The 20,695-nt window shown below is 70.1% G+C and carries 16 protein-coding genes; 13 read left to right on the top strand and 3 right to left on the bottom strand.

Translation table 11 applies throughout. The features are described 5' to 3' along the window. Positions 1 to 371 precede the first annotated feature (371 nt). From ACLFOB_RS01945 to mnhG, 9 genes are all read left to right on the top strand, one after another. Complete coding sequence (locus ACLFOB_RS01945) at positions 372 to 1,760, top strand: bifunctional enoyl-CoA hydratase/phosphate acetyltransferase (protein ID WP_410915700.1); 1,389 nt, start codon at positions 372 to 374, stop codon at positions 1,758 to 1,760. A 127-nt stretch (positions 1,761 to 1,887) separates the two neighbouring features. Continuing rightward, entirely contained in the window at positions 1,888 to 3,060 is a 1,173-nt protein-coding gene (locus ACLFOB_RS01940) for an acetate/propionate family kinase (RefSeq protein ID WP_410915702.1), read from the top strand. A 760-nt stretch (positions 3,061 to 3,820) separates the two neighbouring features. Further along, complete coding sequence (locus tag ACLFOB_RS01935; RefSeq protein ID WP_410924570.1) at positions 3,821 to 6,082, top strand: putative monovalent cation/H+ antiporter subunit A; 2,262 nt, start codon at positions 3,821 to 3,823, stop codon at positions 6,080 to 6,082. Beyond that, positions 6,079 to 6,498, top strand: coding sequence for a Na+/H+ antiporter subunit B (locus tag ACLFOB_RS01930; protein WP_410924568.1), 420 nt, complete (start codon positions 6,079 to 6,081; stop codon positions 6,496 to 6,498). The genes ACLFOB_RS01935 and ACLFOB_RS01930 overlap by 4 nt, the downstream gene beginning before the upstream one ends. Next, a complete protein-coding gene (locus tag ACLFOB_RS01925; protein ID WP_410915706.1) occupies positions 6,498 to 6,860 on the top strand; it encodes a Na+/H+ antiporter subunit C in 363 nt (120 codons plus the stop codon). Before ACLFOB_RS01930 ends, ACLFOB_RS01925 begins: the two co-directional genes overlap by 1 nt. Further along, entirely contained in the window at positions 6,857 to 8,374 is a 1,518-nt protein-coding gene (locus tag ACLFOB_RS01920) for a Na+/H+ antiporter subunit D (protein ID WP_410924566.1), read from the top strand. The genes ACLFOB_RS01925 and ACLFOB_RS01920 overlap by 4 nt, the downstream gene beginning before the upstream one ends. After that, positions 8,371 to 8,853 carry a Na+/H+ antiporter subunit E gene (locus tag ACLFOB_RS01915; RefSeq protein ID WP_410924564.1) on the top strand — a complete coding sequence of 161 codons (483 nt, stop codon included), beginning with the start codon at positions 8,371 to 8,373 and terminating at the stop codon, positions 8,851 to 8,853. The genes ACLFOB_RS01920 and ACLFOB_RS01915 overlap by 4 nt, the downstream gene beginning before the upstream one ends. Then, a complete protein-coding gene (locus ACLFOB_RS01910; RefSeq protein WP_410915709.1) occupies positions 8,853 to 9,152 on the top strand; it encodes a monovalent cation/H+ antiporter complex subunit F in 300 nt (99 codons plus the stop codon). Before ACLFOB_RS01915 ends, ACLFOB_RS01910 begins: the two co-directional genes overlap by 1 nt. Further along, complete coding sequence (gene mnhG / locus ACLFOB_RS01905; protein WP_410915710.1) at positions 9,149 to 9,535, top strand: monovalent cation/H(+) antiporter subunit G; 387 nt, start codon at positions 9,149 to 9,151, stop codon at positions 9,533 to 9,535. The genes ACLFOB_RS01910 and mnhG overlap by 4 nt, the downstream gene beginning before the upstream one ends. A gap of 399 nt (positions 9,536 to 9,934) precedes the next feature. Here the strand turns inward: mnhG and ACLFOB_RS01900 are convergent, their stop codons facing one another. Both ACLFOB_RS01900 and ACLFOB_RS01895 read right to left on the bottom strand, forming a co-directional pair. Beyond that, positions 9,935 to 13,369, bottom strand: coding sequence for an indolepyruvate ferredoxin oxidoreductase family protein (locus tag ACLFOB_RS01900; RefSeq protein WP_410924563.1), 3,435 nt, complete (start codon positions 13,367 to 13,369; stop codon positions 9,935 to 9,937). A gap of 486 nt (positions 13,370 to 13,855) precedes the next feature. Next, positions 13,856 to 14,227, bottom strand: coding sequence for a VOC family protein (locus ACLFOB_RS01895; protein ID WP_410915712.1), 372 nt, complete (start codon positions 14,225 to 14,227; stop codon positions 13,856 to 13,858). Between the two features lie 108 nt (positions 14,228 to 14,335). Here ACLFOB_RS01895 and ACLFOB_RS01890 point away from each other — a divergent pair, with 108 nt between their 5' ends. Next, on the top strand, positions 14,336 to 15,784 hold the full coding sequence (locus ACLFOB_RS01890; protein WP_410915713.1) for a TrkH family potassium uptake protein: 1,449 nt from the start codon (positions 14,336 to 14,338) through the stop codon (positions 15,782 to 15,784). Positions 15,785 to 15,794: 10 nt separating this feature from the next. Here ACLFOB_RS01890 and ACLFOB_RS01885 read toward each other — a convergent pair whose 3' ends face one another. Next, the gene (locus ACLFOB_RS01885; protein WP_410924561.1) at positions 15,795 to 17,507 is read right to left on the bottom strand and encodes a trypsin-like peptidase domain-containing protein; all 1,713 of its coding nucleotides are present in this window, start codon (positions 17,505 to 17,507) and stop codon (positions 15,795 to 15,797) included. Positions 17,508 to 17,682: 175 nt separating this feature from the next. Here ACLFOB_RS01885 and ACLFOB_RS01880 point away from each other — a divergent pair, with 175 nt between their 5' ends. The 3 genes from ACLFOB_RS01880 to glyS form a co-directional block, all read left to right on the top strand. Continuing rightward, the gene (locus ACLFOB_RS01880; protein WP_410915715.1) at positions 17,683 to 18,618 is read left to right on the top strand and encodes a glycine--tRNA ligase subunit alpha; all 936 of its coding nucleotides are present in this window, start codon (positions 17,683 to 17,685) and stop codon (positions 18,616 to 18,618) included. 126 nt (positions 18,619 to 18,744) lie between these two features. Continuing rightward, positions 18,745 to 19,269, top strand: coding sequence for a DUF6446 family protein (locus ACLFOB_RS01875; protein ID WP_410924560.1), 525 nt, complete (start codon positions 18,745 to 18,747; stop codon positions 19,267 to 19,269). Between the two features lie 8 nt (positions 19,270 to 19,277). After that, on the top strand, positions 19,278 to 20,695 hold a 1,418-nt coding region (glyS, locus tag ACLFOB_RS01870), incomplete at its 3' end, for a glycine--tRNA ligase subunit beta (protein ID WP_410924558.1).

Below are 20,695 nucleotides of genomic sequence, written 5' to 3'. Positions count from 1 at the left end.
AGCTTGTGCAGATTCGCGACGACACCCTCGTGGCGCTCCTGCGCGCGCTCAAGGCGCGCGCGGGCAGGCGCCGCGCCTGCCCCCCGAACCGCAGCCAGCCGGCGCGCTCGCCCGCCTCGCGGCGGCGCATGGCGAGGGTCGCGCATGATCTGCGGCCGGATCTGACCGAGGCAGCTGGCCCCCTGCCGCGCCCCGTCGTCGGGCGCACAGCCCACCGGCGGGGCAACTGGGGCCGGGCGCGCTGCGCTCCCGGCCGGACCCGGACGAAGGCAGGTACGTTGCTGCAGCGTCACGGCGACGTCACCCGGGGTTTCTATCGTCGCGCAGATGGCCCATGCTGCAAGGCAGAAAGACGCGACGCGGAGATCCGGATGCACCTCGAGAACAGGACCTTCGATGAACTGCAGGTGGGCGACAGCGCCGAGCTCAAGCGGCTGTGCACCTTCGACGACCTGCTGATCTTTGCCAATGTCTCGGGCAACCACAACCCGATGCACATCGTCGATCCCGACGGCCCCGGCCCGCGCGAGCCGGTGGCGCCCTCGATGTTCATAGGCTCGCTTGTCTCGGCCGTGCTGGGCAACATCCTGCCGGGGGCCGGCACGCTCTACAGGCGCCAGTTGCTGGATTTCAGCGACCGTGCCCATGCGGGCGACGAATTGCTGAGCAGGGTCAGGGTTACCGGCAAGAACGAGGCCGAGGGGACCGTGACGCTGGCGACGGAGGTGCGGCGCGTCGCCGACGACGTGGTCATCATGCGCGGCGAGGCGGTGGTCGAGGCCCCGCGCGAAAAGCTTTCCTACGACGACGAGGACCTGCCCGGCCTGCTGGTGCAGCGGCATCGTCATTTCGAGGCGCTCATGCAGCTGGCCGAAGATCTGCCGCCCCTGCCGATGGCGGTTGTCGTGCCGGAAGAGGAAAAGGCGCTTGGCGGCGCGCTGCTGGCCGCACAGCGGGGATTGATCGAGCCCGTTCTGATCGGCGCGCGCGCGAAGATCGAGGCGCTGGCGGAGGCGGGCGGCTGCGACCTCTCCGGCATCGAGATCCTGGACGAGCCCGACCACGCCGCAGCCGCGCGGCGCGGCGTCGCGCTGGTGCGCGAGGGGCGCGCAGGCGGGCTGATGAAGGGGCACCTGCATACCGATGTGCTGCTGCGCGCGGCGATGGACCGCGACCGCGGGCTGCGCGCCGGGCGGCGCCTGACCCATGTCTTCGTGATGGACGTGCCAGGCCTGTCGCATCCGCTGCTGGTGACCGATGCGGCGATCAACATCTCGCCCGATCTGTCGTGCAAGATGGACATCGTGCAGAACGCGATCGAGGTCGCCCGCGCGATAGGGATCGACCCGCCGCGTGTCGCGGTGCTCTCTTCGGTCGAGACCGTCAACCCGGCGCTGCCCTCGTCGCTTGACGCGGCGCTGCTGTCCAAGATGGCCGACCGCGGCCAGATCACCGGCGGGTACGTCGAGGGGCCGCTTGCGATGGACAACGCGGTGGACATGGGGGCCGCGCGCACCAAGGGCCTTGGCGAGTCCCAGGTGGCGGGGCGGGCCGAGGTCCTGGTCGCGCCCAATCTCGACGCGGGCAACATGATCGCCAAGCAGCTGACCTTCATCGCCCATGCGGAAGCCGCGGGCGTGGTGGCGGGCGCCACGGCGCCCATCGTGCTGACCAGCCGGGCGGACGACGAGACGGCGCGTCTTGCCTCCTGCGCGGTCGCGGCCCTGCATCACCGCTGGCTCGAGGGGGGTTCGGATTGAGCGGCCTGTCGCCCCGGCGCGGCGCCCGCCGGACGCGCGGGGCCTTGGGTATTTGTGGACCATTGAAAGATCGGGCGCAGGCGTCCTCCTGCCGGCGTGCTCGCCCCGGTCGGCAAGAGGTGCGACCATGAGCGCGCATATCCTGACGCTGAACGCCGGCAGTTCCTCGCTGAAGCTGGGGCTCTTCGCCGTGGCCGCGGAGCCCGAGGCGCTGGCGGAGGGGCAGGTGGACCGCATCGGGGACGATGCGCGGCTGTGGCTGCACGACGCGAAGGGGCGCGAGCTGGCCGCGCGCGATCTGGGCGAGGCCGGCGCCAGCCATGGCGCGGCGCTCGAAGCGGCGCTCGAGGTGCTGGAAGAGCATCTGCCCGAGGCGCGGATCGCGGCGGTGGGTCACCGCGTGGTGCACGGCGGGATGGACCACGACGCGCCGGTGCGGATCGACGATGCGGTGCTGGAGCGCCTTTCTGCGCTCGAACCCTTCGCGCCGCTGCACCAGCCGCACAACCTGGCCGGCATCCGTGCGGCGCGCGCGGCCTTTCCCGACGCGGTGCAGGTGGCCTGCTTCGACACCGCCTTTCACCGGAATCATCCCTTCGTCAACGACGTCTTCGGCCTGCCGCGGGAGTTCTACGACCGCGGCGTGCGCCGCTACGGCTTTCACGGGCTGAGCTACGACTACATCGCCGGCGAACTGGGCCGCGCCGATGCCGACCTGCACGCCGGGCGCGTGGTGGTGGCGCATCTGGGCAACGGCGCCTCGCTCTGCGGGATCGTGGGCGGCCGCTCGGTCGCCTCGACCATGGGGTTCACCGCGCTCGACGGGCTGCCGATGGGCACGCGGGTGGGGCAGCTCGATCCGGGGGTGGTGCTGCACCTGATCGAGCAGGAGGGGATGAGCGCGGCCGAGGTCTCGGAGATGCTCTACAAGCGGTCCGGGCTCCTGGGCCTGTCGGGCATCTCGAACGACATGCGCGAGCTCGAGGCCTCGGACGATCCCCGCGCCGCCGAGGCGATCGCCTATTTCACCTTTCGCATCCGGCGCGAGATCGGCGCGATGGCGGCGGCGATGGAGGGGCTCGATGGGATCGTCTTCACTGGCGGGATCGGCGAGAACTCGGCCCGCATCCGCCGCGAGGTCTGCGCGCCGCTGGGCTGGCTGGGGGTGACGCTGGATCCGGCGGCGAACGACAGGAGCGCCCGGCGCATCGACGCAGATGGCGCGGTCGCCGTGCTGGTGGTGCCGACCGACGAGGAGCGGGTGATCGCTCGTGCGACCTCGGCGGCGCTGACCGGCTAGGCGCCCGTGGATCTCCGCAAACGGCGCAGGACCCGGCGCGCTGCGCCGGCGTGAGCGTCGCGGTCTGCCGGGCGTCATGCGCCCCGGGATCGGGCAGGCGCGCGGCGAGTCCGTTTCCTTCGCGCGTCGGCTGCAGCGCGAGCGGCCGGCGGTTGTCCTCCGGCCGGTGCCGCTCTACCAGCCCTGGGGCCCCGGACCGCTGCAGGAGCTTCGACATGTGCGCAAGGGCGGCGCTCGGTCTCGACTTCGGGCACGGCGAAAGGCGCGCCGCGGGCCGCATCTTTCGTCAACTCCTCCCTCCGCGCGGGCCCCGGGCGGCGCCTTCTTTGCCTCGACACGATCGTGCCGCTCTTGCCACGCCGGAGACGCGGCTGCACCGCTGCTTGCAGGAGCGAGCGTCGGACCGCCGATGTCGGTCATGCACAAGAAATGGGCAGACGCCGGGAGACCGCCCTGCGTGAAGCAGATCAGGCGAAAGCAGCGGTGCCAAGCGACAGTCGCGCGCGTGCCGCGAATGCCGGCATGGCCGGGCGGTGCCCGGAACGGCCGGACAGCGGGCGATGCGGCGTGCCGGCGAAAACCGCTTGGCAATCGCGGGCGAGACGTCCTATCTCCCGGGGCGAGCGGGCGCACGCCACACAGATGATGATGCGGGTCAGGGGCAGGGGCATTGCATGACGATCAGTAACGCGCGGGGGCGCAACACGGCCTCCGGTCCGAAGCACGTTCGCGACCGGGCAAAGGCCGGGGGCGGCCGCTGATGGCGGAAAACGGGGCGTCCGGGACCGCGCGCGGCAATGGCCTGGCCGGCTGGCTGCCGATCCTGCTGGCCGCCGGGATATTTGCCCTTTTCGTCTCGGCGGTGCCGGAGGTGGCGCGCGGCGAGGTGCTGCGCTGGCGGCTGGACTGGGTGCCGTCGCTGGGCGTCTCGCTGGGCATCCTGCTGGACGGGCTGGCGCTGACCTTTGCGCTGCTGATCTCGGGGATCGGCACGCTGGTGCTGCTCTATTCCAACACCTACCTCGCCGGGCACGCGCAGTATGCGCGCTTCGCGCTGTTTCTCACGTCCTTCATGCTGGCCATGCTGGGGCTCGTGCTGGCCGACGACCTGATCACGCTCTTCGTGTTCTGGGAACTGACGACGCTGACCTCCTACCTGCTGATCGGCTTCTCGCACGAGCAGGAGGGCGCACGCCGCAACGCGCTGCAGGCGCTTCTGGTCACGGCGGCGGGCGGGCTTGCCTTCCTTGCGGGACTGATCCTTCTGGGCTTTGCCGCCGGCACCACCTCGATCTCGGGGATCGTCACGCAGGGCGAGGCCCTGACGGGCCATGCCCTCTACCTGCCGATCCTGATCCTGATCCTGCTCGGCGCCTTCACCAAGTCGGCGCAGGTGCCGTTCCACTTCTGGCTGCCCAACGCGATGGCGGCCCCCACGCCGGTCAGCGCCTTCCTGCACTCGGCCACGATGGTCAAGGGAGGCGTCTACATCATGGCGCGCCTGCATCCGGCGCTTTCGGGGACCGATGTCTGGGTCTGGACGCTGACGATCTTCGGCGCGGCGACGGCGGTTTACGCCAGCATCCTGGCGCTGCGGCAGACCGATCTCAAGCAGGCGCTGGCCTACACGACGCTGATGGCGCTGGGCACGCTCACCCTGTTGCTGGGGCATGATTCGGGCTACGCGATGACGGCCTTCGCCACCTTCCTCGTGGTGCATTCGCTCTACAAGGCGGGCCTCTTTCTTGTCGTGGGCTGCATCGACAAGGCGACCGGCACGCGCGAGGCGGAGGTGCTGGGCGGGCTGGGCCGCGCGATGCCGGTGACCGCGCTGGCGGCGGCGGTGGCGGCGCTCTCGATGGCCGGTGTGCCGCCGCTGCTGGGCTTCATCTCGAAGGAACTGGCATACGCTGGCGCCGTCGGGCTGGACACGGGGGCGGTCTTCGTCGCCGGCGCGATGCTTGCGGCGAACGCGCTGATGGTCGCCGTTGCTGGCATCGTTGCCCTGCGCCCCTTCTGGGGACGGGCGGGCGAGATGCCGCGCAGCCCGCGCGAGGCGCCCTGGCAGATGCTGGCGGGGCCGGTGATCCTTGCCGCGCTGGGGGCGGTCTTCGGGCTTCAGGCCGGTCTGGCGCAGCAGGCGCTGATCACGCCCACGGTCGCCTCGCTCACGGGGGCGGCCGGCGACGCGAAGGAGCTGAAGCTCTGGGCGGGCGTCAACCTGCCGCTGGTCCTGAGCCTTGCGACCTTCACCCTCGGTATCGTGCTCTATGCGGCACACCGGCCGCTGCGCCGCGGGCTGGCCGCGGTCTTCGGGCGGCTGCCCAGCCTCGATGCGGGCTGGGATCGCCTGCTCGACGGGCTCAAGGCGCTTGCCGCATGGCAGACCCGCGTCATCCAGAACGGCAGGCTGGACAGCTATCTTGCGGCGACCTTCGCCACCGTTCTGGTGGGACTTGCGGGCATCATGCTGTGGACCGGCCTTCCCGGGATCGCGCCAAGCCCGGTCGCGCCCACATGGCAGCAGGCCGCCATCGCCGCGCTGATCCTTGCCGGTGCCACGCTGACCATGGTGACCTCGTCGCGCATCGCGGCCGTCGCGGGGCTGGGGGCTTCGGGCATCGGCGTTGCGCTGGTCTTCATCCTTTACGGCGCGCCGGACGTGGCGATCACCCAGCTTCTGGTCGAGATACTCGTGGTCGTGCTGCTTGCCGTGGTGATGCTGCGCCTGCCGAGGCTGACACGCGACCGTTTCCGCGCCGGCCACGCCGCGCTGGCGGCCGGTCTGGGCGCCACTGTCACGACCATCGTTCTCGCCGTGCTTACCGTGCCCTTCGACCGCAGGCTTACCGAATATTTCGAGGCGACAAGCTGGCCGGAAGCCTTCGGGCGCAACATCGTCAACGTGATCCTGGTGGACTTCCGCGCGCTCGACACCTTCGGCGAGATCGCGGTGGTGGTGATCGCGGCGCTCTCTGCCTATGCGCTCTTGCGCCAGTCGGGGAAGGGGGCCGAGAAATGAACTCGATCCTTCTGCGTGCGGGCACGCGCTATCTGGCCGCGCTGCTGATGCTCTTTTCGATCTACATGCTGCTTCGGGGTCACAACGAGCCGGGCGGCGGCTTCATCGGCGGGCTGATCGGTGCCACCGGCTTCGTGCTCTACGCCATCGCCGCGGGCACGCAGGACGCGCGCGCGGCGCTGCGCCTGCAGCCGCAGGGCATCGCGATGGCGGGGCTGGGTATCGCGCTGGCCGCAGGCCTCGCCGCGGCACTCTTCGGCGATGTTTTCTTCACCGGGCAGTGGCTCTTCCTCGGCGCGACAGAGGAAGACAAGGGGCTGCCCCTGTCCACCGTGCTGGTCTTCGACATCGGCGTCTACCTGGTGGTGTTCGGCTCGGTCCTGACGCTGGTCTTCGCGATCGAAGAGGAGGTCTGATGGAGCTTCTGCTCGCCGTCGTCTGCGGCGCGCTGGTCGCCGCGGCAGTCTACCTGATGCTCGCGGGCGACATGCTGCGCTTCGTCTTCGGCCTGTTGCTGATGTCGAACGCCGCGAACCTGGTGATCTTCACCAGCGGCCGGCTGACCGAGGGCGCGCCCGCGCTGATCGCCGAGGGGGCCGACGCGCCAGCGGGCACGGTGGCCAACGCGTTGCCGCAAGCGCTGGTGCTGACCGCCATCGTCATCGGCTTCGGCCTCTTCGCCTTCGCCGTCGTGCTGCTGCTGCGCGCCTGGACCGAGCTGGGCACGCTCCGGGGCGACGAGATGCGGCTGGCCGAGCCCGAGGAGGACGCGCGGTGAGCTGGCTTCTCGTTCTTCCCATCGCGATCCCCTTCGTCACGGCGGTGGCGGCCTTCCTGATGCGCGCGGACGCCGCCGGGCGCTGGATCTCGGTTGTGGGATCGGCCGCGGCGCTGGTGGCGGCGGTCGCGCTCATGCAGGAGGTGCTGGCGCAGGATGTGATCTCGGCCCAGATGGGCGGCTGGCCCGCGCCCTTCGGCATCACGCTGGTCGCGGATCTGCTGGCGGCGGTGATGGTGCTGATCACCGCGATCATCGGTCTTGCGGTCGCGATCTATGCTCTGGCCGACATCGAGCCCAGGCTGGAGCGGCTGGGCTTTCACGCGCTCTACCAGGTGCTGCTGGCCGGGGTGACGGGCGCCTTCCTGACCGGCGACCTCTTCAACCTCTACGTCTGGTTCGAGGTCATGCTGATCGCGTCCTTCGGACTGCTGGTGCTGGGCGGGCGGCCCGAGCAGATCGACGGCGGCGTGAAATACGTGGCGCTGAACCTCGTCTCGACGCTGCTGTTCCTGACGGCGATCGGGGTCCTCTACGGCGTCACGGGCACGCTCAACATGGCCGATCTCGCGCAGGCGACCGATCGCCTCGATCCCGCGCTGCTCACCCTGATCTCGATGCTCTTCATGATCGCCTTCGGGATCAAGGCGTCGGTCTTTCCGCTCTTCTTCTGGCTGCCGGCCTCCTATCACACACCCGCTTTCGCGGTCTCGGCAGTCTTTGCGGGGCTCCTTACCAAGGTAGGGGTCTATGCGCTGATCCGGACCTTCACGCTGATCTTCGATCATGACACGGGCACAACGCACACCTTGCTGCTCTGGGTCGCGGGGCTGACCATGCTGACCGGCGTGCTTGGTGCGGCGGCGCAGAACGAAATGCGCAAGATCCTGTCGTTCCACATCATCAGCCAGATCGGCTACATGATCATGGGCCTTGCCCTCCTCACGCCGCTCGCGCTGGCGGGGGCCGTCTTCTACATCGTTCATCACATCATCGTGAAGGCGAACCTCTTCCTGATCGCCGGTGTGGCGCAGCGACTGACCGGCGGCGAGGCGCTGAACCGGATCGGCGGGCTCTACAAGTCGGCGCCCTTGCTGGCCGTGCTGTTCATCGTGCCTGCCTTTTCGCTCGCGGGCTTCCCGCCGCTGTCGGGGTTCTGGGCCAAGTTCGTTCTGGTGCGCGCGGCGCTCGGGATAGACGCCTGGGTCATCGCGGGGGTGGCGCTGGTCGTCGGACTGCTTACCATCTACTCGATGACCAAGATCTGGGCCGCCGCCTTCTGGGAGCCGCATCCCGACGGCCTTGCCCCGACGCTCGACCGACTTGACGGGCGGGCGCGGGCGGCGCTTCTGCTGCCGATCGCGGGACTGGCCGCGCTGACCGTGGCGATCGGGCTTTTCCCCGAGCCCTTCGTGGTCTTCGCCGAGCGGTCGGCAGAACAGCTGCTCGATCCGTCGTCCTATGTCACGGCGGTGCTGGGCGCGGGCGATGCACCTGCGGGAGGGGTCGAATGAACGCCTTCGGCATCAACCTGCTGCTGGCCGTCGCCTGGATGGCGCTGACCGGCGCCACCAGCCTGACGGGCCTGCTTGTCGGCTTCGTGATCGGCTTCGGGGTTCTCTGGCTGGTCCGTCCGCTGACCGGCGAGCAAGGCTATTTCTGGCGCGTCTTCGCCTGGGGGCGGCTCGTCGTCATGTTCCTCTACGAACTTGTTGTCTCCAGCCTTGCGGTGGCTTGGGACATCGTGAGCCCGAGGTCGCGTGCGAGCCCGCAGATCATCGAGGTCCCGCTCGATGTCAAGACGGACGCGGGCATCCTTCTGGTGACCAACCTGATCTCGCTCACCCCCGGCACGCTCAGCCTTGACGTGAGCCCCGACCGCAAGACGCTGGCCGTGCACGCGATGTTCGTCGATGACCCCGCCGAGTTGCGCGCGGAACTCAAGGGCGGCATGGAACGCTGGGTGATCGACGCGGTGGAGGGAGGCGAATGATGGAGTCGGTCTTGGCGATCGTGCTCGATGCCGGGCTCGGCCTGATCGTGCTGTCGGTGGCGCTGATCTTCGTGCGCCTCGTGCTCGGGCCCAGCCTGCCCGACAGGGTGGTGGCGCTCGACATGATGACGGTGGCGATCGTGGCCTTCTGCGCGATCGCGGCGATCCGCTACGACACGCCGGCCTTTCTGGACGTGGCGCTGGTGCTGGCGCTGGTCAGTTTTCTCGCGACCGTGGCGCTTGCGCGGTTCGCCGAGCGGCTGCGGTTCCGGAAAGACGAGGGAAAGGGCGAGCGATGACGCAAGCGGTTGTGGCCGGACTGGTCTTGGTCGGCACGGTTTTCGGGTTGCTTGGCGCCGTGGGGCTCTTGCGGATGCCCGACGTGCTGGTGCGCATGCATGCCTCGACCAAGCTGGCAACGCTGGCCTGCGGGCTCACGCTGGCCGCTGCCGCGGTGCATTTCGGCTCTGCCGACGTCACGATCCGGGCGGTGGCGATCCTGCTCTTCCTGCTGCTGACCGCGCCGCTTGCCGCGCACATGATCGGGCGTGCGGCGGTCACCACGGGCGTGCCGCTCTGGCGGGTGACGGCCCCCGACTGGCTCTGCCGCCGGCGTGACGCGCCGGAGGGCGACGATACCGCCGACAGGGCGGGACCGCTGGACGACACGCCGCGCCGCTAGCGCAGGCGCTGCGGCGCCCTGTCCTGCCGCTTCCGGGCGCGCGCACTCCGCGGCGCTCTCGAAACTGGCCCCCAAGCCGGCCTGTGCGCGTGGGGGCAGGGTGTCGAGCCGCTCGCGACGGTGGGGTGCGGGTCTTGGCGATGAACCGCGCCGTGAGCCGCCCCGCGGTCAGCGGCCGCCCCGACAGCGGCGCAACGCTGGCATCGATCGCGGAGTGAAGATCAGCGTATCGGCCCCCAGCACCGCGCAGGCGCCCACCCCGGTCGGCACGGCGAAGCGCGCGGCGAGGCGGGATCGCATCAGCCCCGCTGAAGACTGCCCGTTCTGGATCTGCCCCTGGACGTGCAAGGGGGACGGCGGGCGCCGCCGCGACCGGCGCGGCGGCTTCCTCTGCCGGTCTCAGGCCGCGCGCGCCTGTTCCGGTTCGCTCAGCAAACCGTCGATCTCGGCGCGGACGCGCGCCGCGGCCTCTTCCTTGACCGGGCCGTAGCCGCGGATCTCCATGGCCGCCTCAAGGATGCGCGCCCAGCGGTCGACCGTCTCGGGCCTGGCCTCGGCCGCCGCATGCTCCATCAGATCCTCGTACCAGGCGATCAGCGCGCGCTCCATCCTGCGCTCGGCGGTGTGGCCGAAGGGGTCGGCCCAGGTGCCGCGCAGCCGCTTCATCGGCGCGAGCACCTTGTAGGCATGCCGCATCCACGGGCCGAACTGACGCTTCAGCGGCCGGCCGCGCCCGTCCTTGCCGGGCAGCATCGGGGGGGCGAGGTGGTATTTCACGCGGCCGCCCTCGAACTCGCGCGCGATCCGTTCCTCGAAGCTCTTGTCGAGATGCAGGCGGGCGACCTCGTATTCGTCCTTGTAGGCCATGAGCTTGAAGAGCGACCTGGCCGCGATCGCGGTGAGACGCTCGGCAATATCGGCGGGCAGCGCCGCGCGGAACGCATCCAGCCGCGCGCGGTAACGGTCGGCATAGGCCGCGTCCTGATAGCCGGTCAGGAACTCGGCGCGGTGCTCGATGATCTGCTGCGCGGTCTTCGCGGCCGGCTTCGGCGGGTCGAGCCTGTCGGCCAGGATCTCCGGCTTTTCCGCCATGATCCGGCCATAGGCGAAGGCCGCGTGGTTCGCCTCCACCGCCACGCCGTTGAGTTCGATGGCGCGCGACAGCGCCTCGAAGCCCACAGGGATAAGCCCCTTCTGCCAGGCGAAGCCCAGCATCATGACGTTGGCATAGACCGTATCGCCCATCAGCTTTTCCGCCGCGCGGTTGGCGTCGAAGCCGGAAAGGTTCGCCTCGCCCACGGCCTGCGCGATGGCCTTCTCGCGCGCGGGGATGGCGAGCGAGGCGTCGCGCCGGCGCACGATGTCGCCGGTGGGCATCGCGGCGGTGTTGAGCGCGACGCGCGTGCCGGGGCGATAGGTGGCGCTGGCCTTGGGCGAGGAGGTGACCACCACGTCGCAGCCGATCACAGCCTCGGCGCTGCGCTGGTCGATACGCACCTGATGGATCGTATCCGGCCGGGGGGCGAGGCGGATGTAGCTCAGAACGGGGCCGAATTTCTGCGCGAAGCCGGTGAAGTCCAGCACGCTGGCGCCCTTGGCCTCCAGATGCGCGGCCATCGTGATGAGCGCGCCCACCGTGACCACGCCGGTTCCCCCCACGCCGGTGACGAGCAGATCGTAAGGTTCGCGCAGCTCCGGCATCTCGGGCGCGGGCAGATCGGCGGTCAGCGCCACGGGATCGAGCCCCGCGCCCTGCTTCCGGCGCCGCGTCGCGCCCTCGACGGTCACGAAGGAGGGGCAGAAGCCGTTGAGGCAGGAGAAATCCTTGTTGCAGGTGGACTGGTTGATCTGCCGCTTGCGGCCGAACTCGGTCTCCAGCGGCTCGACGCTCAGGCAGTTGGACTCGACCGAACAATCGCCGCAGCCCTCGCAGACCAATTCGTTGATCATCACGAAGCGCTTGGGGTCCTCGATCTGCCCGCGCTTGCGCTTGCGGCGCTTTTCGGTGGCGCACATCTGTTCGTAGATCAGCACACTCACGCCTGGGACCTCGCGCAAATCGCGCTGCACGGCGTCAAGGTCGCGGCGGTGATGGATGGTGACGCCCCTGGGAAACTCCGACGGGTCGAACTTTTCCGGCGCGTCGGAGACCAGCGCGATGCGCTCCACACCTTCGGCGCGCGAGGCGTGCGCGATGGCCTGCACGCTGACGGGGCCGTCCACCGGCTGCCCGCCGGTCATGGCGACGGCGTCGTTGTAGAGGATCTTGTAGGTGATGTTGGCGCCCGCGGCGATCGCCTGCCGGATCGCCATGCTGCCCGAGTGATACCAGGTGCCCTCGCCGAGGTTCTGGAAGACGTGGCCTTTTCCCGTGAAGCGCGAGGAGGCCGCCCAGTTCACCCCCTCGCCGCCCATCTGGATGAGCGAGGTGGTCTCGCGGTCCATCCAGCTTGCCATGAAGTGACAGCCGATGCCGGCCAGCGCCTTGGAGCCCTCGGGCACCTTGGTGGAGGTGTTGTGCGGGCAGCCCGAGCAGAAATAGGGCGTGCGCGTCGCGCCCTCGACCTGAAGCAGTTGCGGCGGTTCGTCGGTAAGGTCCTGCGCCTTGCGGGTGAAGGCGTTCCCGCCAAAGATGCCGTCGAGCCGCCTGGCGATGATCGGCAACAGCATCCGGGGCGACAGCTCGCCGGTCCAGGGGATCAGCCGCTGAAGGTTTTCGTCGTTCTTGCCGACCATCCGCGCGGGCTTGTCGCCGGGCCAGTCGTAGAAATACTCCTTGAGCTGGCTCTCGATGATGCCGCGTTTCTCTTCGACGACGACGACTTCCTCCTTGCCGCGCACGAAGTCGAGCGCGCCGCGCGGCTCCAGCGGCCAGACCATGCCGACCTTGTAGATGTCGATGCCGAGGCGGCGGCATTCGCTCTCGTCCAGGCCCAGGAGGCGCAGCGCCTCCATCAGGTCGAGATGCCCCTTGCCCGTGGTCACGAAGCCGAAGCGCGCATCGTCCAGCCCATAGACCGCGCGGTCGATCGGGTTGGCGCGGGCGAAGGCCCAGACGGCGTGTTTCTTGGCGACCATCCGCTCCTCGATCTGCGGGCCGGGCAGGTCGGGCCAGCGGTAGTGCAGCCCGCCGGCGGGCGGCTCGAAGTCTGGGGTGGCGAATTTGCGGTCGTGCGGCAGCTCGACCGACATGCCCGATTCGACCGTCTCGGAGATTGCCTTGAAGCCGACCCACATCCCTGAGAAGCGCGACAGGGCATAGCCGTATTCGCCGAAGCTGAGGTATTCCGCGACGTTGGCGGGGTTCAGCGTGGGCATGAACCAGGTCATGAAGGCCACGTCCGACTGATGCGGCATCGAGGACGAGACGCAGCCGTGATCGTCGCCCGCCACCACCAGCACGCCGCCGTGCGGGGAGGCGCCATAGGCGTTCCCGTGCTTGAGCGCGTCGCCCGCGCGGTCGAGGCCCGGTCCCTTGCCATACCACATTGCAAAGACGCCCTGCACCTCGGCGCCCGGCTCGGTCTCGACCTGCTGGGAGCCAAGGACCGCGGTCGCCGCCAGATCCTCGTTCACCGCGGGCAGGAACTCGATCCGCTCCTGCTTCAGCCGCTCCTGCGATTTCCAGAGTTCGAGGTCCAGCCCGCCCAGCGGCGAGCCGCGGTAGCCGGAGACGAAGCCGCCCGTGTTAAGCCCCGCCTCTCGGTCGCGGCGGGCCTGGTCGAAGAGCACCCGGGTCAGCGCCTGCGTCCCGGTCAGGAACACACGGCCCTCGGGCAGGGTGTACCGGTCGGCAAGGCGGTAGTCGGTCAGGCGAAGCTGAGGGACGGTCATCGTGGCCTCCTCTGGCGGGATTGCGGAATCCTACCAGAAGTGCGGGGAAAGCGATTCCGATCTTTCCCTGATACCGTGCCGCTTGCGTAATCAGCTGCCAGACAAGCGGCAATGCAGGGAATGTCATTGCGCCAAAACCGGCTGCGCCACATTTCGCTTGCCTCGGTGGTGGCGATTCCGGACCTGCTGAAACAGGCCACCGAGGCCGGGGCACTGAGCGCTACTCCGACGCCGCCGATCTTGGCGGCGATCATCCATCTGATCGTGCGGCTGCCGGCGGTGCGGCCGGTGAGCTGCCTCGAGCGGCGGTTCCGGAACGCCCGAGAGAGGAGAGGGGGGCGCTGCCCCCCCTCGGCCCGTACCGGGCCTCACCCCCCGGGGTATTTCTCGCAAGAGGAAGGACGAGACAGGCACCGATGCAGGGCGCGTCCGGGCCTGGCTGCGGCACGCAGCCCTGGCCCGTCCGCCGCAGGTTGCGCCGGCGCGTCAGCCCTTGCTCCGGCCCATCCACCAGGTGATGCCATTGGCGTCGCGCACGCCGCCGCTGCGCTCTCCGCCGGGCTGGTCCTGCACCGGCTGCACCTCTTCCGCACCATGGGCGAGCGCGGTGCGCTGCGCGGCCTCCGGATCAGCCACATAGACGTGGACCTGCGCCCCGGGGCCGCCGGGGGCCTGGCCCAGCATCACCACCGTGTCGTCGATGCGCATCTCGGCACGGGTGATCGCTCCGCTGTCGCCGCGCATCACGCGCAGCGTCTCGGCACCGAAGACGGCCCTGGCGAAATCGAGCGTGGCCTGCGCGTCCGAGACGATCAGGTAGGGCGCGACGCTGGTATAGCCCTCGGGTTTCCACTGCATGGCGGGATCCTCTTCGCGCCCAGCCTGCCACCGGGCCGCGGGCGTGGCAAGGCGGGCGTGGCAAGGCGCGCTTGACAGCGCGGCCGGGCCGGGCGAACGCTCGGCATCATGCTCGACCTGCGCCCCGTCGGATACATCATCGGCCTGCTGGTCGCGGTGCTGGGCGCGACGATGCTGCTGCCGCTGGCGGCCGATCTTGCGGCGGGAAACGGGCACTGGCCGGTCTTCGCGCAGAGCGCGATCGTCACAGGGCTGTCCGGCGGGCTGATCGCGCTGGCCTGCGCGAACGGGCTGCGCGAGGGGCTGACGCTGCAGCAGACCTTCCTGGTGACCACCAGCGTCTGGGTCGCGCTGCCGGTCTTCGGTGCGCTGCCCTTCCTGCTGGGCGCGACCGAGGCGCGGCCGGTCGACGCCTTTTTCGAGGCGATGTCGGGCCTGACCACCACGGGCTCCACCGTGCTGACCGGGCTCGAGACGCTGCCTGCGGGCCTGCTGCTGTGGCGCGGGCTGATGCAGTGGCTGGGCGGGATCGGGATCATCGTCGTGGCCATGGTGTTCCTGCCGGAACTGCGCGTGGGGGGGATGCAGATCTTCCGCGCCGAGGCCTTCGAGACCATGGGCAAGATCCTGCCGCGCGCGGCCGGGATCGCGGCGCGCATCTCCTGGATCTACATCGGGCTCACCGGGCTCTGCGCGCTGGCCTATCTGGGCGCGGGCATGAATGCCTTCGACGCGGTTGTGCACGCGATGACCACCATCGCGACCGGCGGCTTTGCCAACTACGATGCATCCTTCGCGGCCTTCGGCCCGGTGGTTCACTACTGGGCCGCGCTCTTCATGGTGCTCGCGGCACTGCCCTTCGTGCGCTTCGTGCAATTCACCGCCGGCACCGCGAAGCCGCTGCTGCGCGACAGCCAGATCCATGCCTTTCTCGTCATTGCCCTCGTGCTGGTGCTGATCCTGACGCTGGCGCAGATGCTGGAAACGGGCCGCTGGGGCGAATCCGCCTTCCGCGCGGCGCTCTTCAACGGCGTGTCGGTCATGACGGGCACCGGCTACGCCAGCACCGACTACATGGGCTGGGGCGCCTTCGCGGCGCTGGTCTTCTTCTTCGCCGGGTTGATCGGGGGCTGCGCCGGATCGACCTCGTGCTCGATCAAGGTGTTCCGCTACCAGTTGCTCTTCTCCTCGATCCGCGCACAGCTGGCCCGGATCAACGCGCCGCACGGCGTCTTCGAGCCGCGCTACCAGGGACGGCCGGTGAGCGAGGACGTGATGAACTCGGTCATCGCGTTCTTCGTCTTCTTCGTGGTCACGCTTGGCGTGCTCTCCGTGGCGCTCAGCATGACGGGGCTCGATTTCGTGACTTCCGTCTCGGGGGCGGCGACGGCGCTGGCCAATGTCGGGCCGGGGCTGGGCGACCAGATCGGCCCGACGGGCAATTTCGCCGCGCTGAACGACACGGCGAAGTGGATGCTCATCCTGGCCATGCTGGCGGGGCGGCTCGAGCTTCTGGCGGTCTATGCGATTTTCACGGTGACCTTCTGGCGGGTCTGAGCGGGTGGGCTCAGTCCCAGCAGCTGACCAGAACCGTCATGCCGGTGCCGAGGTCGGTGAGCTCTTCCGGCGCGAGCGCGGAGGCGGGGCCGGCGCCGCGCGGCGAGAGCCCGGCCGAGACGAGCGCGGCGCGCAGGGCGCCCGCGCTCGCGGCAAAGTGCACGCCGTCGGGCAGGCGTGGGCCGCTCTCGGGGCGCGGCAGCAGCATCCCCACCACGGCCCCAGTGGCGTCGAAGACCGGACCGCCCGCGTCGCCCTCGCGGGCGTCGAGGCTGAGACGGGACAGGTCCGCCTCGCCAGCGAGGCCGCGCAGTTCCTCGAGCCGGCCGAAGGTCATCGTCGGCGCGGGCAGGCGGCCGCCGAAGGAATACCCCGCGACCGCGATCTCGGACTTCAGGCGCGACGGCGTCTCGGCGAAGCCCGCCACGCGCATCGGCGCGAGCGTCTCGCGCGGGCGCAGGAGGGCGATGCCCGGTTCCGCGTCGCGCGCGACGACCTCGGCCTCGTGGCTGTCGTCGAGCGTGATGCGCGCGCAGCCCTCGACCGTCTCAGTCGCCGTGAGGACATGGCCGCGCCCGTCGACGTAGAAGCCCGAGCGCGCGCGCAGCGGCTGCCGCACGGCAAGCCCTGCGACAAGGTCGATGTCCTGCACCGCATCGGCCCCGTCGGCAGGCGACAGCGTGCCGGGCAGGCGCGCGAAGCTTGCGCGCATCTCGTCCAGCAGCCGCGTGCGACGGTCCTCGTCGCCCGTGGGCCAGACCAGCGTGAAGCCCTTGATCGCGCCGTCCTCGAGCCGCGCTTCGGTGACCGAGACGATGCGCGCGTCGCGTCCCTCCAGCGTGAAGCTCGCCTCGTCGCGGTTGCGCGGCCCTTCCGGCGGCACGATCTCCAGCGTCTGCATGATCTCGTAGAGACCGGCCAGCGTGGCGCGGTCGCCAGGCTGGCTGATGAGCAGGACGCGCGCCTGGGGCAGCGCGCCGGTCGGTTCGTACTGCGCGAAGGGAAATTCGTGCCGGTCGAAGCCCACGACGCCCAGCGGCAACGTCATGCGGATGCCGGCGCGGTCGTCGGTCACGGTCTGCAGGTCGAGCCCGTCGAGCACGGCATCGTATTGCGCGATCAGGTCCGCGCGCTGGCGGGTGGTGAGCACGCCGGTGGGTTCATACCCCATCTCGCGCTGCCAGCCGCTCATCGCGCCGCGGGTGCCGGGGCCGAAGGAGGCGTCGATCGCGCCGTCGTAGAAGCCGGCCCATTGCAGCGCGATCTGCAATTCCTCGCGCTGGGCGCGGGTGAGCTGCGCCTCGCTTGCGCGGGCCTGTTGCGGCGTCTCGTCCACCGGCTCGGGGTCTGGCGCCGCCTCCGGCGCGGGCAGTCCGGCCGGTGGACTTGCCAGATCGTCCGCGCCCACCGGCCAGAACTGCTGCCGGTAGTCCCGCGACCGCGCGATGAAGCTGTCGCGCGGGATCTCCGCCGCGGCGCGGAAGCTCGACAGGACGTCCTCCGCGGTGGCGCGGTCGTAGGGGCCAAGCGCGATGGCATACCACCCGCCGCCCATGGTGAAGCCCGCCACATCCTGCAGACGCTGTGCGTAGAGTCGTGCGCGCTCCTCGGCCGTCGACAGGCTTGGATGCGCCTCGACCTGAACCCAGACGGTTTCCTGCGCGCGCAGCGGCCCCGCCGCCAGCGAAAGCACGAGTAGCAAGACGCCGAAAATCCGCCGCATCGTTCCCGCCTGCATCGTCTGTCATTTGCCTTTCGCGCATCTATAGCGCAGCGGTTCCGGGCTGCATCCTCAAATTTGCGCAAGCGGCGCCTGCGATTGACCCGCCCCCTCCACCGGCATAGGTAGGCCGCGGCCGGGGCGCGGGCGCCCGGCGGGCGACGAAGAGGCGAGCGCGATGGCAACGGGGCGGCCGCGAAGCTTTCAGGAGGTGTTGCAACGGCTTCAGGGCTACTGGGCCGTGCAAGGCTGCGCCGTGCTGCAACCCTACGACATGGAGGTGGGCGCGGGCACCTTCCACCCGGCCACGACGCTGCGCGCGCTGGGCCCGAAGCCCTGGGCGGCGGCCTATGTCCAGCCCTCGCGCCGGCCCACCGACGGGCGCTATGGCGACAACCCGAACCGCCTGCAGCACTACTACCAGTTCCAGGTGCTGATAAAGCCCTCGCCGCCCGACCTGCAGGAGCTCTACCTCGGCTCGCTCGCGGCCATCGGCATCGACATGGGCCTGCACGACATCCGCTTTGTCGAGGACGACTGGGAAAGCCCCACGCTGGGCGCCTGGGGGCTGGGCTGGGAGGTCTGGTGCGACGGCATGGAGGTGAGCCAGTTCACCTATTTCCAGCAGGTCGGCGGGCACGACTGCCACCCCGTCTCGGGCGAGCTGACCTACGGGCTGGAGCGGCTGGCGATGTATGTGCTGGGCGTCGATCACGTCATGGAGATGCCCTATAACGACCCCGACGCGCCGATCCCGCTGACCTACGGCGACGTGTTCCGCCAGACCGAGGCGGAATACAGCCGCTTCAACTTCGACGTGGCCGAGACCGAGATCCTGTTTCGCCATTTCGAGGACGCGGAGCGCGAGTGCGAGGCGATCCTCGCCCATCCGTCGGAGGATCCCAAGACCGGGCGCCGCATCGTCATGGCGCACCCGGCCTACGACCAGTGCATCAAGGCAAGCCATCTCTTCAACCTGCTCGACGCGCGCGGCGTGATCTCGCCCACCGAGCGGCAGGCCTATATCGGCCGCGTGCGGACGCTGGCGAGGAAATGCGCCGATGCCTTCGTCGCGACCGAGGCGGGCGGCTGGAGCGCGACCGATGCCGCTTAGGGACACGCCATGGCGGCGCCTGCGCCGTCGCATGCCAGGCCGGCTGCCCGGGCAGGCCGGCATGAACGACGCGCGCAAGCTGCGCAAGCCCGCCGCGCCGCGGCCCGTCGCCAACATGGACCGGAAATGAGCGGCCGCCTGGTGGCCCTCGTGCTCATCGCCGCCGCGGCGATCGGCGGCGGCGCGCTCTACTGGTTGCAGATCTACGCCTTCTACGAGCCTCTCGCGCCCACCGGCCCGGAGGATGTGCAGGTGGCGCTGGCCGAGGGAGGCGCGGCGCCGCTGCCGCATGCCGATTTCCGCGGCATCGACTCCGACAGCTCGCCGATCCGCTATCGCGCCTGCTTCACCCTGGCCGAGGGGGCGCAGGCCGTGCTGGACAGTGCCGCGCCGGCCCGCGACCCCGAGCCGCTGGTGGCGCCCGGCTGGTTCGACTGCTTCGATGCCACCGCCGTGGCCGCGGCGCTGGACGAAGGCACCGCCACCGCCTATGCCGGCGCCGCCGCGCTGCCCTACGGCATCGACCGCGTCGTCGCCGTCTTCGAGGATGGCCGCGGCGTCGCCTGGAACCAGATCAACGCCTGCGGCGCGGCCTTCTTCGACGGCGACCCGCTGCCGCCCCATTGCCCGCCGCCGCCCGCCGAAAGCTGACGAGAGCCATGCCCGACCTGCTGATCGAACTCTTCTCCGAGGAAATCCCGGCCCGGATGCAGACACGCGCCGCGGCCGACCTCAAGCGGCTGATGACCGACGCGCTGGTCGAGGCGGGCCTGACCTATGCGGGCGCCGAGGGCTTCGCCACGCCGCGCCGCCTGACGCTGGCGGTGCAGGGCCTCTCGCCGCGCTCGCCCGAAACGCACGAGCGGCGCCGCGGCCCGCGCGTGGACGCGCCGGAAAAGGCGATCGAGGGCTTCCTGCGCGCCACGGGGCTGTCGCTGTCGGACCTCGCCGTCGAGGAAGAGAAGAAGGGCCGCGTCTATGTGGCCGAGATCGTGACGCCCGGCCGCGACGCGCCCGACATCGTGGCCGAGGCGCTGGAGGGGGTGATCCGCCGCTTCCCCTGGCCCAAGTCGATGCGCTGGGGCGCGGGCAGCCTGCGCTGGGTGCGCCCGCTGCGCTCGATCCTCTGCATCCTGTCGGACGAGGCGGGGACCGAGGTTGTGCCGCTGGAAATCGACGGCTTCCGCGCGGGCGACGTCACCCGCGGCCACCGCTTCCTGTCGCCCGAGCCGTTTTCGGTGAATTCCTTCGAGGACTACGAGGCGAAGCTCCGGCGCGCGCATGTGCTGCTGCGCGCCGACGAGCGGGCGGACCACATCTGGCACGAGGTGACGAACCTGGCCTTCGCGGCCGGGCTGGAGCCGGTCGAGGACAGGGGGCTGCTCGCAGAGGTCGCGGGGCTGGTGGAATGGCCCGTGCCGCTTCTGGGCGAGATCGGGGCGGACTTCCTCGACCTGCCGGCGGAGGTGCTGCGCACCTCGATGAAGGAGCATCAGAAGTTCTTCTCGCTGCGCGCGGCCAAGGGCGGGCAGATCACCCATTTCGTGACGGTGGCCAACAACAGTGCCCCCGATGGCGGGGCGGCGATCCTTGCCGGCAACCGCAAGGTGCTGTCGGCGCGGCTGTCGGATGCGAAGTTCTTCTGGGACAACGACCTGCGCGTGGCCCGCGAGGCGGCGATGCAGCCCTGGCTCGACCGGCTGGAGACGGTGACCTTCCACAACAAGCTGGGAAGCCAGGGCGACCGCGTGCGCCGCATCGCGGCGCTGGCGCGCGAGATCGCGCCCTTGGTGGGCGCCGATCCCGAGTTGGCCGAAGAGGCGGCGCGCGTGGCCAAGGCCGACCTCGCCTCGGAAATGGTCTACGAGTTCCCCGAGCTTCAGGGCCGCATGGGCCGGCTCTATGCCGAGGCCGCCGGGATGCGCGACGAGGTCGCGGCAGCGGCCGAGGAGCACTATGCCCCCCTCGGCCCCGACGACGACGTGCCCGAGGCCCCCGTCTCGGTCGCCGTGGCGCTGGCCGACAAGCTCGACATGCTCACCGGCTTCTGGGCGATCGACGAGAAACCCACCGGCTC

Source organism: Rhodosalinus sp. (genome assembly GCF_046542825.1).
In the GTDB taxonomy this organism is placed as follows: Bacteria; Pseudomonadota; Alphaproteobacteria; order Rhodobacterales; family Rhodobacteraceae; genus Rhodosalinus.
Note: the sequence above shows the minus strand (reverse complement) of the source record. Positions and strands in the feature narration are given on the sequence as shown.

What these genes read in the sequence shown, in the direction of transcription:
- ACLFOB_RS01945 (WP_410915700.1), top strand. Translation starts at nt 372, where the DNA reads ATGCACCTCGAGAACAGGACCTTCGATGAACTGCAGGTGGGCGACAGC.
- ACLFOB_RS01940 (WP_410915702.1), top strand. Translation starts at nt 1,888, where the DNA reads ATGAGCGCGCATATCCTGACGCTGAACGCCGGCAGTTCCTCGCTGAAG.
- ACLFOB_RS01935 (WP_410924570.1), top strand. Translation starts at nt 3,821, where the DNA reads ATGGCGGAAAACGGGGCGTCCGGGACCGCGCGCGGCAATGGCCTGGCC.
- ACLFOB_RS01930 (WP_410924568.1), top strand. Translation starts at nt 6,079, where the DNA reads ATGAACTCGATCCTTCTGCGTGCGGGCACGCGCTATCTGGCCGCGCTG.
- ACLFOB_RS01925 (WP_410915706.1), top strand. Translation starts at nt 6,498, where the DNA reads ATGGAGCTTCTGCTCGCCGTCGTCTGCGGCGCGCTGGTCGCCGCGGCA.
- ACLFOB_RS01915 (WP_410924564.1), top strand. Translation starts at nt 8,371, where the DNA reads ATGAACGCCTTCGGCATCAACCTGCTGCTGGCCGTCGCCTGGATGGCG.
- ACLFOB_RS01910 (WP_410915709.1), top strand. Translation starts at nt 8,853, where the DNA reads ATGGAGTCGGTCTTGGCGATCGTGCTCGATGCCGGGCTCGGCCTGATC.
- mnhG (WP_410915710.1), top strand. Translation starts at nt 9,149, where the DNA reads ATGACGCAAGCGGTTGTGGCCGGACTGGTCTTGGTCGGCACGGTTTTC.
- ACLFOB_RS01900 (WP_410924563.1), bottom strand. Translation starts at nt 13,369, where the DNA reads ATGACCGTCCCTCAGCTTCGCCTGACCGACTACCGCCTTGCCGACCGG.
- ACLFOB_RS01895 (WP_410915712.1), bottom strand. Translation starts at nt 14,227, where the DNA reads ATGCAGTGGAAACCCGAGGGCTATACCAGCGTCGCGCCCTACCTGATC.
- ACLFOB_RS01890 (WP_410915713.1), top strand. Translation starts at nt 14,336, where the DNA reads ATGCTCGACCTGCGCCCCGTCGGATACATCATCGGCCTGCTGGTCGCG.
- ACLFOB_RS01885 (WP_410924561.1), bottom strand. Translation starts at nt 17,507, where the DNA reads ATGCGGCGGATTTTCGGCGTCTTGCTACTCGTGCTTTCGCTGGCGGCG.
- ACLFOB_RS01880 (WP_410915715.1), top strand. Translation starts at nt 17,683, where the DNA reads ATGGCAACGGGGCGGCCGCGAAGCTTTCAGGAGGTGTTGCAACGGCTT.
- ACLFOB_RS01875 (WP_410924560.1), top strand. Translation starts at nt 18,745, where the DNA reads ATGAGCGGCCGCCTGGTGGCCCTCGTGCTCATCGCCGCCGCGGCGATC.